Consider the following 13,350-nt stretch of genomic DNA (forward strand, 5'->3'; position numbering starts at 1 on the left):
GGCGGGGGTTGGCTTTTGTTCCCCCGCGGTCTATATCAAATCCAACAGCCGCTCCGGCCCGCAAGGGTCGGGGTGGCGATCCGGTCTTCCCGGGACACGATCCGACATTGCGCGACGGATCGCGACGTATTGGGAAGCACGGACATCATGACGCTGAGACTGCGATATCCGCTGGATGTCGCAGTTTTTTGTCGTGCTGCGCCTCTGCGATCCGGTCCTTCCCCAGGGCGGCGATCGTGACGAACCGGCCTTCGGCGGCACTGCAAGGTGCGCCGACGAATTTGAGCGCGAAGGATCATCCATGGCGACCCAGGCAATTACCCCAACCGTGCAAGGTGCCGCGAAGAAGCGCATCCGCAAGGTGTTCGGCAACATTCACGAAGTCGTGCAGATGCCGAACCTGATCGAGGTGCAGCGCGAAAGCTACGAGCATTTCCTGCGCTCGCGCCCCGAGGACAACTACATCTCCGGCCTGGAAAAGACGCTGCGCAGCGTCTTCCCGATCCGCGATTTCGCCGGCACCGCCGAGCTCGATTTCGTGAACTACGAGCTGGAAGAGCCGAAGTTCGACACCGATGAGTGCCGCCAGCGCGGCATCACCTACGCGGCACCGATGCGCGTTACGCTGCGCCTGATCGTGTTCGAAGTGGATCCGGACACGGAAACCCGCTCGGTGCTCGATATTAAGGAGCAGGACGTCTACATGGGCGACATGCCGCTCATGACGTCGAACGGCACGTTCATCGTCAACGGCACGGAACGCGTGATCGTCAGCCAGATGCACCGTTCGCCGGGCGTCCTGTTCGATCATGACCGCGGCAAGACGCACGCATCGGGCAAGTATCTGTTCGCCGCCCGCGTCATTCCGTATCGCGGTTCGTGGCTCGATTTCGAATTCGACGCCAAGGACATCGTCAACGTCCGCATCGATCGCAAGCGCAAGCTGCCGGTCACAACGCTGCTCTATGCGCTCGGCATGAACGACGAGGACATCCTCAACCACTTCTACGGCACGGCGACCTACGTCCGCGGCCAGGGTGGCTGGCAGGTGCCTTATGTCGTCGAGAATTGGCGTGGCCAGAAGCCGTCGTTCGACGTCGTCAACGCGGAAACCGGTGAAGCCGTGTTCCCCGCCGGCACCAAGATTTCGCCCCGCGCCGCCAACAAGGCGGCCAAGGACGGCCTGACGATGCTGCTGATCCCGACCGAGGAGATCTTCGGTCGCTACAGCGCGTTCGACCTGATCGACGAGTCGACCGGCCGGATCTACATCGAGGCCGGTGACGAAGTGTCGCCCGAGAACCTCGAAATGCTCGACGCCGCCGGCATCGAGCGGCTCGATCTGCTCGACATCGACCATGTCTCGACCGGTCCCTGGATCCGCAACACGCTCAAGGCCGACAAGGTCGACGAGCGCGACCATGCGCTGTCCGAGATCTACCGCGTCATGCGCCCCGGCGAGCCGCCGACGAAGGAGACTGCGGAATCGCTGTTCTCCGGTTTGTTCTTTGATCCGGAGCGCTACGACCTCTCGGCCGTGGGCCGCGTGAAGCTCAACATGCGCCTCGACCTCGACGTCGAGGACACCGTCACCACGCTGCGCGCCGAGGATATTCTCGAGGTCGTCAAGACGCTCGTGAACCTCAAGGACGGCAAGGGCGAGATCGACGACATCGACAATCTCGGCAACCGCCGCGTGCGTTCGGTGGGCGAGCTGCTCGAGAACCAGTACCGCGTCGGCCTGCTCCGCATGGAGCGCGCCGTGAAGGAGCGGATGTCCTCGGTCGACGTGTCCACGGTCATGCCGAACGACCTTATCAACGCCAAGCCGGCGGTCGCCGCGGTGCGTGAATTCTTCGGCTCGTCGCAGCTGTCGCAGTTCATGGATCAGACGAACCCGCTGTCCGAAGTGACGCACAAGCGTCGCGTGTCGGCGCTCGGGCCAGGTGGTCTGACGCGTGAGCGCGCCGGCTTCGAGGTCCGCGACGTCCACCCGACGCACTATGGCCGCATCTGCCCGATTGAGACGCCGGAAGGCCCGAACATCGGTCTGATCAACTCGCTGGCGTCGTTCAGCCGCGTGAACAAGTACGGCTTCATCGAGACGCCGTACCGCAAGGTCATCGACGGCAAGGTGTCGGACGAGGTCGTGTACCTTTCCGCCATGGAGGAGGCCAAGCACACGATCGCGCAGGCCAATGCCGAGCTGGACGAGACCGGTGGCTTCGTCGAGGAGATCATCTCCAGCCGCGAGGCCGGCGAGTTCCTGATCGCCCCGCGCGACCACATCACGCTGATGGACGTCAGCCCGAAGCAGCTCGTGTCCGTGGCGGCATCGCTCATTCCGTTCCTGGAAAACGATGACGCCAACCGCGCGTTGATGGGCTCCAACATGCAGCGTCAGGCCGTGCCGCTGGTCCGTGCCGAGGCGCCGTTTGTCGGCACCGGCATGGAAGAGACTGTGGCCCGCGATTCCGGCGCCGCCATCTCCGCCAAGCGCGGCGGCGTAGTCGACCAGGTCGACGCCGCCCGTATCGTCATCCGCGCGACGGAAGGCATCGAAGCCGGCAAGTCCGGCGTCGATATCTACACGCTGATGAAGTTCCAGCGGTCGAACCAGTCGACCTGCATCAACCAGCGTCCGCTGGTGAAGGTCGGCGACATCGTCGACAAGGGCACCGTGCTGGCCGACGGTCCGTCGACCGAGTTCGGCGAACTGGCGCTCGGCCGGAACACGCTCGTCGCGTTCATGCCGTGGAACGGGTACAACTACGAGGATTCCATCCTCATCTCCGAGCGGATCGTGAAGGACGACGTGTTCACGTCGATCCACATCGACGAGTTCGAAGTGATGGCCCGCGACACGAAGCTCGGGCCGGAGGACATCACTCGCGACATCCCGAACGTGGGTGAAGAAGCGCTTCGCAACCTCGACGAGGCGGGCATCGTCTATGTCGGGGCCGAGGTCGAGCCGGGCGATATCCTCGCCGGCAAGATCACGCCGAAGGGCGAAAGCCCGATGACGCCGGAGGAGAAGCTTCTCCGCGCCATCTTCGGTGAAAAGGCGTCGGACGTGCGCGACACCTCGCTCCGACTGCCGCCGGGCGTGTCCGGTACGGTCGTCGACGTCCGCGTCTTCAACCGTCACGGCATCGACAAGGACGAGCGCGCGATGGCGATCGAGCGCGAGGAGATCGATCGGCTGACCAAGGACCGCGAAGACGAACGCGGCATCCTCAACCGGTCCTCCTACGCCCGCCTGCAGGACATGCTGGTCGGCCAGACCGCTGCGGCTGCCCCCAAGGGCATCCGCAAGGGGACGGCAATCGATCAGGCGCTGCTCGACACTGTCGAGAAGCGTGACTGGTGGAAGTTCGCCGTCGCCGACGACGCCCGCCAGTCCGATCTGGAGGCCGTGAAGGCGCAGTATGACGACGCGGTCAGCATCATCGTGAAGCGGTTCGAGGACCGCGTCGAGAAGCTGCAGCGCGGCGACGAGCTGCCGCCGGGCGTGCTGAAGATGGTCAAGGTGTTCGTCGCGGTGAAGCGCAAGCTGCAGCCGGGCGACAAGATGGCCGGCCGTCACGGGAACAAGGGCGTGATCAGCCGCATCCTGCCGAACGAGGACATGCCGTTCCTCGCCGACGGGACGCCGGTCGATATCGTGCTCAACCCGCTCGGCGTGCCGTCGCGCATGAACGTGGGTCAGATCTTCGAGACGCATCTGGGCTGGGCCGCACGCGGCCTGGGGCAGCAGGTCACTCAGGCGCTCGAGGAATGGCGCGAAGCCAATCCGGACGGCGTCACGCAGGCCGGCTCCCCGCCGGAAGCGGTGAAGGAGCGTCTGAAGTACGTCTATGGCGAGCAGTACCATGCCGACATCGACAGCCGGACCGACGAACAGATCGTCGACTTGGCCGCCGTCCTGAAGAACGGCGTGCCGATGGCGACGCCGGTGTTCGACGGCGCGCGCGAAGCGGACGTGGCGGCGATGCTGCGACTTGCGGGCCTCGACGAGAGCGGCCAGTCCGATCTCTTCGACGGGCGCACCGGCGATCAGTTCGATCGCAAGGTGACGGTCGGCTACATCTACATGCTGAAGCTGCACCATCTCGTGGACGACAAGATCCACGCCCGGTCGATCGGGCCCTACTCGCTCGTCACGCAGCAGCCGCTGGGTGGTAAGGCGCAGTTCGGTGGTCAGCGCTTCGGCGAGATGGAGGTCTGGGCACTCCAGGCCTACGGCGCCGCCTACACGTTGCAGGAAATGCTGACGGTGAAGTCCGACGACGTCGTCGGCCGCACCAAGGTCTACGAGGCGATCGTCAAGGGCGACGACACGTTCGAGGCCGGCATTCCGGAAAGCTTCAACGTGCTGGTCAAGGAAATGCGCTCGCTCGGCCTGAACGTGGAACTCAACACCCACGAACCGACCGCCGAAGAGCTGGCCGACGCCGCCGAGTAAGCCGACCTGCCCCCTCTCCCGCTTCGGCGGGAGAGGGTCGGGGCGAGGGACGCGCGTAGCCACTACGCCCCCTCACCCTCCCGCCCTCTTCCCACGGAAGAGGGTCAGAGATTTCAGAGAGGTTCTTCCATGAACGAACTGACCAACTTCGCCAATCCGGTCGCCAAGACCGAGACGTTCGACCAGATCCAGATCGGCATCGCCTCCCCCGAACGGATCCGTTCGTGGTCGTTCGGCGAGATCAAGAAGCCGGAAACCATCAACTACCGTACGTTCAAGCCGGAACGCGACGGCCTGTTCTGCGCGCGCATCTTCGGTCCGATCAAGGATTACGAGTGCCTGTGCGGCAAGTACAAGCGCATGAAGTACAAGGGCATCGTCTGCGAGAAGTGCGGCGTCGAGGTCACGGTGTCCAAGGTCCGCCGCGAGCGGATGGGCCACATCGAACTCGCCGCCCCCGTCGCGCACATCTGGTTCCTGAAGTCGCTGCCGTCGCGCATCGGCCTGCTGCTCGACATGCAGCTCAAGCAGCTCGAGCGCGTCCTGTATTTCGAAGCCTATATCGTCATCGAGCCGGGCCTCACCCCGCTTGAGAAGTATCAGCTTCTGAACGAGGACGAGCTGCTCGAGGCGCAGGATGAGTATGGCGAAGACGCCTTCTCCGCCGGCATCGGTGCAGAGGCCGTGCGCCGCATGCTCGAGGACCTCGACCTGGAAGGCGAAAAGGCCGACCTGCTCAAGGAACTGGCCGAGACCAAGTCCGAGCTGAAGCCCAAGAAGATCATCAAGCGGCTGAAGGTCGTCGAGAGCTTCCTCGAATCCGGCAACCGTCCGGAATGGATGATCCTCGAGGTCGTCCCCGTGATCCCGCCCGAACTGCGCCCGCTGGTGCCGCTCGACGGTGGCCGCTTCGCCACGTCCGATCTCAACGACCTCTATCGCCGCGTCATCAACCGCAACAACCGGTTGAAGCGCCTGATGGAACTGCGCGCGCCGGACATCATCGTCCGCAACGAGAAGCGCATGCTGCAGGAGTCGGTCGACGCGCTGTTCGACAACGGCCGCCGCGGCCGCACCATCACGGGTGCCAACAAGCGCCCGCTGAAGTCGCTGTCCGACATGCTCAAGGGCAAGCAGGGCCGCTTCCGCCAGAATCTGCTCGGCAAGCGCGTCGACTATTCCGGCCGTTCGGTCATCGTGACCGGTCCGGAACTCAAGCTGCACCAGTGCGGCCTGCCCAAGAAGATGGCGCTCGAGCTGTTCAAGCCGTTCATCTACGCGCGCCTCGATGCCAAGGGTCTGTCGATGACCCTGAAGCAGGCCAAGAAGTGGGTCGAGAAGGAGCGCAAGGAAGTCTGGGACATCCTCGACGAGGTGATCCGCGAGCATCCCGTGCTGCTCAACCGCGCGCCCACGCTTCACCGTCTCGGCATCCAGGCGTTCGAGCCCGTGCTGATCGAGGGTAAGGCGATCCAGCTTCACCCGCTGGTCTGCTCGGCCTTCAACGCCGATTTCGACGGCGATCAGATGGCCGTCCACGTGCCGCTGTCGCTCGAGGCGCAGCTCGAAGCACGCGTCCTGATGATGTCGACCAACAACATCCTGTCGCCCGCCAACGGCAAGCCGATCATCGTGCCGTCGCAGGACATGGTGCTGGGTCTGTACTATCTGTCCATGTTGAAGGAAGGCGAGCCCGGCGAGGGCATGCTGATCTCCGACATGGTCGAGGTGCATCAGGCGCTCAACGCGAAGGCAGTGACGCTCCACACCAAGATCACGACCCGCGTCCCGCAGACGGACGAGGCCGGCAACCAGTATATGAAGCGCTTCGAAACGACCCCGGGGCGCATGCTCTTGGGCGAGTGTCTGCCGAAGAACTTCAAGGTGCCGTTCGACACCGTCAACCGTCTGCTGACGAAGAAGGACGTCGGCGACGTGATCGACGAGGTCTATCGTCACACCGGGCAGAAGGAGACCGTGCTGTTCGCCGATGCGATCATGTCGCTCGGCTTCCGCCACGCGTTCCAGGCCGGCATCTCGTTCGGCAAGGACGACATGATCATCCCCGCTGCCAAGGTCGAACTGGTCGACGAGACCAAGGCATTGGTGAAGGACTTCGAGCAGCAGTATCAGGACGGCCTGATCACGCAGCAGGAGAAGTACAACAAGGTCATCGACGCCTGGTCGCGTTGCGGTGATCGTGTCTCCGACGAGATGATGAAGGAGATCAAGGCGGTCAAGAAGGACCCGGAGACCGGCCGTGAAATGCCGATCAACGCGATCTATATGATGGCCCACTCCGGTGCCCGCGGTTCGCAGGCGCAGATCAAGCAGCTCGCCGGCATGCGCGGCCTGATGGCCAAGCCGTCGGGCGAGATCATCGAAACGCCGATCATCTCGAACTTCAAGGAAGGCCTGACCGTCCTTGAGTACTTCAATTCCACCCACGGCGCCCGCAAGGGTCTCGCGGATACGGCGTTGAAGACCGCCAACTCGGGCTACCTGACCCGCCGTCTGGTCGACGTGTCGCAGGATTGCGTCGTGGTCGAACTCGACTGCGGCACGGAACGCGCGCTCGACATGAAGGCGATCGTCCAGGGCGGTTCCACCATCGCCTCGCTCGGCGAACGCATCCTCGGTCGCACGACCGCGGAGGACATCGTCGACACCAAGAACAACGAGGTCCTGATCCCGTCCGGCACGCTGCTGGACGAGGCCATGGTCGCGCGGATCGAGGCGGTCGGCACGCAGGGCGTCAAGATCCGCAGCCCGCTGGTCTGCGAATCGAAGGGCGGCGTCTGCGGCGCCTGCTACGGGCGCGATCTCGCCCGCGGTACGCCCGTGAACATCGGTGAGGCCGTCGGCGTCATCGCGGCGCAGTCGATCGGCGAGCCCGGCACCCAGCTGACGATGCGGACGTTCCACATCGGCGGCGCGGCGCAGCTCAACGAAGTCTCGAACCTCGAAGCCGTCACCGACGGCCGGATGGAATATCGCGACCTGCGCATCATCATGGACACGCGCGGCCGCCGCGTGTCGCTCAGCCGCTCGGGCGAACTGGCGATCATCGATCTCGATGGGCGCGAGCGGGCGACGCACCGTATTCCGTACGGCGCGTACCTGCTGTTCGACGACGGCCATGTCGTGACCAAGGGCGACCGGATGGCGGAGTGGGATCCCTACACCATGCCCGTCATCACCGAGACGGGCGGCGTCGTGAAGTATGTCGACCTGGTCGACAAGCAGACGCTGTCCGAGCAGACCGACGAAGCCACCGGCATCACGCAGAAGGTCGTGATCGATTACCGCGCCACCGGCCGTAAGGAGGATCTGCGTCCGCGGATCACCCTGATGGACGACAGCTCGGGCGAGACCGCTCGCTACATGCTCACCACCGGCGCTGTGCTGTCGGTCGAGGACGGCCAGGCCGTCTCCGCGGGTGAGGTGCTGGCGCGTGTGTCGCGTGAATCGGCCAAGACCCGCGACATCACCGGCGGTCTGCCGCGGGTGGCGGAGCTGTTCGAGGCGCGCAAGCCGAAGGAGAATGCGATCATCGCAAAGGTCTCGGGTCGTGTCGAATTCGGCAAGGACTACAAGGCCAAGCGCAAGATCAGCATCCGTCCGGACGACGGCAGCGAACTGATCGACTACCTGATCCCGAAGTCGAAGGTCATCGACGTTCAGGAAGGCGATTACGTCAAGCGCGGCGACAACCTGATCGGCGGCTCGCCAGATCCGCACGACATTCTCGAAGTGCTCGGGATCGAGCCGCTGGCGGAATATCTCGTCTCGGAAATCCAGGAGGTCTATCGTCTGCAGGGCGTGAAGATCAACGACAAGCACATCGAGACGATCGTCCGCCAGATGCTTCAGAAGGTCGAGATCACCGACGCGGGGGACACGCAGTTCCTGGCGGGCGAGCAGATCGATCGTCTGGAAATGGACGAAGCCAACGAGAAGCTCGAAAAGGGTGCGATGCCCGCACAGGGCAAGCCCATCCTGCTCGGCATCACCAAGGCGTCGCTGCAGACCCGCAGCTTCATCTCGGCCGCATCCTTCCAGGAAACCACCCGCGTGCTGACCGAGGCGTCCGTCCAGGGCAAGATCGACAGCCTGACGGGCCTGAAGGAGAACGTGATCGTCGGCCGCCTGATCCCGGCCGGTACGGGGGCGGGCCTCAACCGCCTGCGCGTCACGGCCAACAGCCGCGATGCGGCCCTGCGCGCCGCCAACCGCGGTTTCGCGGCGGCGACCGCAGCGGCTTCGGCTGCCGCGATCGAGAAGGCGCTGATCGCGCCGTCTTCGGCGGCGGAAGAGCATGAGGCGGAACTGGCCGACGCGAACGTCTCGCTCGGCAACGATCCGCTCGGCAATGCCGCCGGTGAAAGCCACGGCACCGACGCCGACGCGGGCGAGTATCTGAACGACTGATCCACCGGATCGATCGTGCAAGCGGACGGCGCCGTCGTCCCCGAAAGGGGGCGGCGGCGTTTTCCGTTTTCTCCTACTCTTTTGTCGCCTCTTGTCGGACGACGGGAAAAGCGCAACAATCCGTGCAGGGCGGACGTTCAATGACCCGTTCGACAAACAGGGAGACGTGACGATGGTAGCCAAGAAGGCCGATGCGGCCGCAAAGGAAGACACCAAGCCGGCCGCGAAGAAGGCCGCCCCCAAGAAAGCCGCCGCAACGAAGGTCGCCGCCGCCCCCGAGGGCAAGCGCACCGACGGCATTCACAAGCCCGTCCAGCCCTCCGCCGAACTTGCCGAGATCGTCGGCAGCGACATGCTCGCCCGCGGTGAAGTCGTGTCCAAGATGTGGGTCTACATCAAGGCGAACGATCTCCAGGATCCCAAGGACAAGCGCCAGATCAACGCCGATGCCAAGCTCGAGAAGATCTTCGGCAAGAAGAGCGTCAGCATGTTCGAGATGAACAAGCATCTGTCCGCTCACCTCAAGTAGGACGACTGACCATGGACGGTGCCGGCCCTGAGGTCGGACCGTCCATGGTCATCGATCGGTGGCACGCGAGGCGTGGCCGAGATGCCACGACCTGTCGCACTCGGGTGCCGGGCCCGGCGGTTCCGATGGCATCCACCGGCAGGACAGGCTAGGCGCGCACGATGCAGCCATCCGAACTTCGCGTCGCCCTGTTCAGCGGGAACTACAACTACGTACGGGATGGCGCGAACCAGGCGCTCAACCGGCTCGTCGGCTACCTCCAGCGCCAGGGTGCGCAGGTCCGGATCTACTCCCCGCGCACCGACAAGCCGGCGTTCGCGTCGGTCGGCAAGGTCGTCAACATACCGTCGGTGCCGTTCCCCGGCCGCGGCGAATATCGCCTCCCGCTCCTCATTTCGCCGCACGCCCGCACGGACCTGAAGAAGTTCGCGCCCAACATGGTCCATGTCGCGAGCCCCGAATTCGTCAGCCACCGCGCGGTCACCATCGCGCGCGCGCGCGGCGTGCCCGTCGTTGCTTCGGTCCACACGCGATTCGAAACTTACCCGCGCTATTACGGGCTGACCTTCCTCGAGCCCGCCGTCGCCGCAATCCTGCGGCGTTTCTACCGGCGCTGCGACGCGATCTTCGCCCCCTCCGAATCGATGGCCCAGCTGCTTCGCGAACAGCGGATGAACTACGACGTCGGCATCTGGTCGCGCGGCGTCGATCACGAGGTTTTCACGCCGACCCGCCGCAGCATGGACTGGCGCCGCGCGCTTGGCATCCACGACAACGACGTCGTGGTCGGTTTTCTCGGCCGGCTGGTGATGGAGAAGGGCCTCGACGTCTTCTCCGACACGATCGACCGCCTGCGCCGCCGCGGCATCGCGCACCGCGTGCTGATCGTCGGCGAAGGCCCCGCGCGCGCCTGGTTCGAACAGCGGCTGCCCGACGCGATCTTCACCGGGCAGCAGACCGGCACCGATCTCGGCCGCGCGCTCGCCTCCATGGACATCCTGTTCAACCCGTCCGTCACCGAAACCTTCGGCAACGTCACGCTGGAGGCGATGGCCGTCGGCCTGCCCGTCGTCGCCGCCCGCGCCACCGGCAGCGAAAGCCTCGTCGACGACGGCGTCAGCGGCCGCCTGATCGCGCCGGGCGGCGTGGAGGCCTTCGCCGACAGCCTCGCCACCTACATCGGCGACGACGCCATGCGCCGCGCCGCGGGCCACGCCGGCGCCACCGCCGCGCAACGCTACACCTGGGACGCGGTCAACCAGACGCTGCTCGACGCCTATCTCCGCATCGCCGAACACCGCCGGAGCGGCGGCAAACCGCCGAAGGGTCCGCTGGGCTGAGCGGCGGGAGGGCGCGCGAACCAATCCGAAAAGTTGGCCACCCCTGCCCTCGCCCCTATATCCCAGCGCACATGGACCTCTTCGCCCCCACCCCCGACGACACCACCGCCACTCCCGACACCGCCCCGCTCGCCGACCGGCTCCGCCCGGCGACACTGGCGGAGGTCATCGGCCAGGATCATCTCGTCGGCCCGGACGGCGCGATCGGCCGGATGATCGCCGCCGGGCGCATGTCGTCAATCGTGCTGTGGGGCCCGCCCGGCACCGGCAAGACCACCATCGCCCGCCTCCTCGCCGACGCGGTCGGACTGCGCTACGCCGCGGTCTCGGCCGTCTTCTCCGGCGTCGCGGACCTCAAGAAGATCTTCGCCGAGGCCCGCGACCACCGCCGCCTCGGTCAGCGCACGCTGCTGTTCGTGGACGAGATCCACCGCTTCAACCGCGCGCAGCAGGACGGCTTCCTGCCCTATGTCGAGGACGGCACCGTCGTGCTGGTCGGCGCCACCACCGAAAACCCCTCGTTCGAACTCAACGCCGCGTTGCTCAGCCGTGCGCAGGTCCTGATCCTCAACCGGCTCGACGCCACCGCGCTGAACGGCCTGCTCGATCGCGCCGAGACCGTCGAACAACGCCCGCTCCCGCTGCTGCCCGACGCGCGCGCCGCGCTCATCGCCTCGGCGGACGGCGACGGCCGCTTCCTGCTCAATCAGGCCGAAACGCTGTTCGGCATCGCCATCCCCGAACCGCTCGATCCGGCCGCGCTCGCTGCCCTCCTGCACCGTCGCATGGCGGTCTACGACAAGGATCGCGAGGGGCACTACAACCTCATCTCCGCGCTCCACAAGGCGGTGCGCGGGTCCGATCCGCAGGCCGCGCTCTACTATCTCGCCCGCATGCTGGTCGCCGGCGAGGAGCCGCTGTTCCTCCTCCGCCGGCTCGTCCGGATGGCGTCGGAAGATATCGGCCTCGCCGACCCGCAGGCGCTGGTCCAGTGCCTCGCCGCGAAGGACAGCTACGACTTCCTCGGCTCACCCGAGGGCGAACTGGCGATCGCCAACGCCTGCGTCTACCTCGCGACCGCCCCCAAATCGAACGCCGGCTATGCCGCGTGGAAGGCCGCCGCGCGCTCCGCCAAGGAGACCGGTTCGCTGATGCCGCCGAAACTCATCCTCAACGGATCGACCAAGCTCATGAAGTCGGTCGGCTACGGCAGCGGCTATCATTACGACCACGACCAGCCCGACGCCTTCTCCGGCGACGACTACTGGCCGGAGGAGATGTCGCCACAGATCTTCTACGTCCCCGCCCCCCGCGGGTTCGAGGCCAAGATCGCCGAACGGCTCGCCCATTGGGACGCGCTCCGCAACGACCGGCGGAGCGATCCGCCCGGCTGACGCGTTGAGGCCGGCGAAGGAGACGTCGTCATGCTCGAACATATCCCCGAAGGTGTGGGCCACGCGCTGCATGACGTGCGTCCCGGCCTGGAAAAGCTCGTCTGGGCCGATCCCGCGCTCGTCGCGATCCCCGACACGATCCGCCTGACCAGCCCGGCGTTCGAGGACGGCGCGGCGCTGCCGGTGCGCTTTACCGACGACGGCGTCGGCATCTCGCCCCCGCTGGCCTGGGACAACATCCCGGACGCCGCCGCCGAACTGCTGCTGATCGTGGAGGATGCCGACCCGCCGCTCCCCTCGCCGCTGGTCCATGCGATCGTCCACCGCCTGACCCCCGCCCCCGGCTTCCTGACCGAGGGCGAGCTGTCGACCGGCGAACCCGGCGTCCAGATCGGCCGCAACTCCTACCTGCGCACCGACTGGCTCGCCCCCGATCCGCCCACCGGCCACGGCCCGCACCGCTACGTGTTCCAGCTCTACGCGCTCGGCGCGCCCAGCGATCTCGGCGCGCATCCCGGCCGCAGCGCGGTCCGCGACGTGCTCGGAGCGCTCGCCATCGCCCGCGGCCGCCTGATCGGCACCTACGAACGCCGCTGACCCGCAGCCCTCTTAACTCGTCTTCGGAGCCCACCGTCCATGTCCGTCGCATTTCGTCGCGAGAGCGATGAAGAACATCTCGAACCGCGTCCCGATCTGCCGATCCCACCCGGACCCAACCTCGTCACCGCCCGTGGCCTCGCGCTGATCGCGGGCCATGCAACGCTATGGGAAGACCGCCTCGAAACAGCACTCGCCACCAAGGCGGACGAGGCCGCGGTCAAGGAAGTCCGCCGCAACCTACGCTACTGGCACGCCCGCCGCGCGACCGCGCAGGTGGCGCCGATCCCCGACGGCGCGGTCGTCGCATTCGGCACCCGCGTCACCCACGCGCGCGACGGCAGCCCGGACCAGACGATCGACCTGGTCGGCGAAGACGAAGCGGACCCGACCGAAGGCCGCATCGCCTTCACCTCCCCGCTGGCCCGCGCGCTGATGGGGTTGTCGGTGGACGACGTCGCCCCGTTCAAAGCAGGCGGGAAGACCGTGGACATCGAGATCGTCGCGATCGAGGCGATCCCGGACTAGGTTCCCGCACAGTCAGCTTAACCCGCGTGTCAAACCCAAACCCGTTTAGTTCGAGCCTGTCGAGAA

At 65.8% G+C, this 13,350-nt stretch carries 7 protein-coding genes; all 7 read left to right on the forward strand.

Annotated elements, in window-relative coordinates:
• The first annotated feature begins 301 nt into the window (after positions 1 to 301).
• The 7 genes from rpoB to IEX50_RS05055 all read left to right on the forward strand — a co-directional run bounded on the left by rpoB (position 302) and on the right by IEX50_RS05055 (position 13,284).
• A complete protein-coding gene (rpoB, locus tag IEX50_RS05025) occupies positions 302 to 4,465 on the forward strand; it encodes a DNA-directed RNA polymerase subunit beta (RefSeq protein ID WP_157175360.1) in 4,164 nt (1,387 codons plus the stop codon).
• A gap of 129 nt (positions 4,466 to 4,594) precedes the next feature.
• Positions 4,595 to 8,896 carry a DNA-directed RNA polymerase subunit beta' gene (rpoC, locus tag IEX50_RS05030; RefSeq protein WP_157175359.1) on the forward strand — a complete coding sequence of 1,434 codons (4,302 nt, stop codon included), beginning with the start codon at positions 4,595 to 4,597 and terminating at the stop codon, positions 8,894 to 8,896.
• A 172-nt stretch (positions 8,897 to 9,068) separates the two neighbouring features.
• Entirely contained in the window at positions 9,069 to 9,425 is a 357-nt protein-coding gene (locus IEX50_RS17725; RefSeq protein ID WP_157175858.1) for an SWIB/MDM2 domain-containing protein, read from the forward strand.
• Positions 9,426 to 9,586: 161 nt separating this feature from the next.
• A complete protein-coding gene (locus tag IEX50_RS05040) occupies positions 9,587 to 10,765 on the forward strand; it encodes a glycosyltransferase family 4 protein (protein WP_157175358.1) in 1,179 nt (392 codons plus the stop codon).
• A 71-nt stretch (positions 10,766 to 10,836) separates the two neighbouring features.
• Positions 10,837 to 12,159 carry a replication-associated recombination protein A gene (locus IEX50_RS05045; protein ID WP_157175357.1) on the forward strand — a complete coding sequence of 441 codons (1,323 nt, stop codon included), beginning with the start codon at positions 10,837 to 10,839 and terminating at the stop codon, positions 12,157 to 12,159.
• 30 nt (positions 12,160 to 12,189) lie between these two features.
• Entirely contained in the window at positions 12,190 to 12,756 is a 567-nt protein-coding gene (locus tag IEX50_RS05050; RefSeq protein ID WP_157175356.1) for a YbhB/YbcL family Raf kinase inhibitor-like protein, read from the forward strand.
• Between the two features lie 39 nt (positions 12,757 to 12,795).
• Complete coding sequence (locus tag IEX50_RS05055) at positions 12,796 to 13,284, forward strand: GreA/GreB family elongation factor (protein ID WP_157175355.1); 489 nt, start codon at positions 12,796 to 12,798, stop codon at positions 13,282 to 13,284.
• The last annotated feature ends 66 nt before the right edge of the window (positions 13,285 to 13,350 follow it).

The organism is Sphingomonas prati (genome assembly GCF_014643515.1).
In the GTDB taxonomy this organism is placed as follows: domain Bacteria; phylum Pseudomonadota; class Alphaproteobacteria; order Sphingomonadales; family Sphingomonadaceae; genus Sphingomonas_R; species Sphingomonas_R prati.

Bases quoted from the DNA above. Each gene is read 5' to 3' on its own strand.
- rpoC (WP_157175359.1), top strand. From the start codon at position 4,595: ATGAACGAACTGACCAACTTCGCCAATCCGGTCGCCAAGACCGAGACG.
- IEX50_RS17725 (WP_157175858.1), top strand. From the start codon at position 9,069: ATGGTAGCCAAGAAGGCCGATGCGGCCGCAAAGGAAGACACCAAGCCG.
- IEX50_RS05045 (WP_157175357.1), top strand. From the start codon at position 10,837: ATGGACCTCTTCGCCCCCACCCCCGACGACACCACCGCCACTCCCGAC.
- IEX50_RS05050 (WP_157175356.1), top strand. From the start codon at position 12,190: ATGCTCGAACATATCCCCGAAGGTGTGGGCCACGCGCTGCATGACGTG.
- IEX50_RS05055 (WP_157175355.1), top strand. From the start codon at position 12,796: ATGTCCGTCGCATTTCGTCGCGAGAGCGATGAAGAACATCTCGAACCG.
- rpoB (WP_157175360.1), top strand. From the start codon at position 302: ATGGCGACCCAGGCAATTACCCCAACCGTGCAAGGTGCCGCGAAGAAG.
- IEX50_RS05040 (WP_157175358.1), top strand. From the start codon at position 9,587: ATGCAGCCATCCGAACTTCGCGTCGCCCTGTTCAGCGGGAACTACAAC.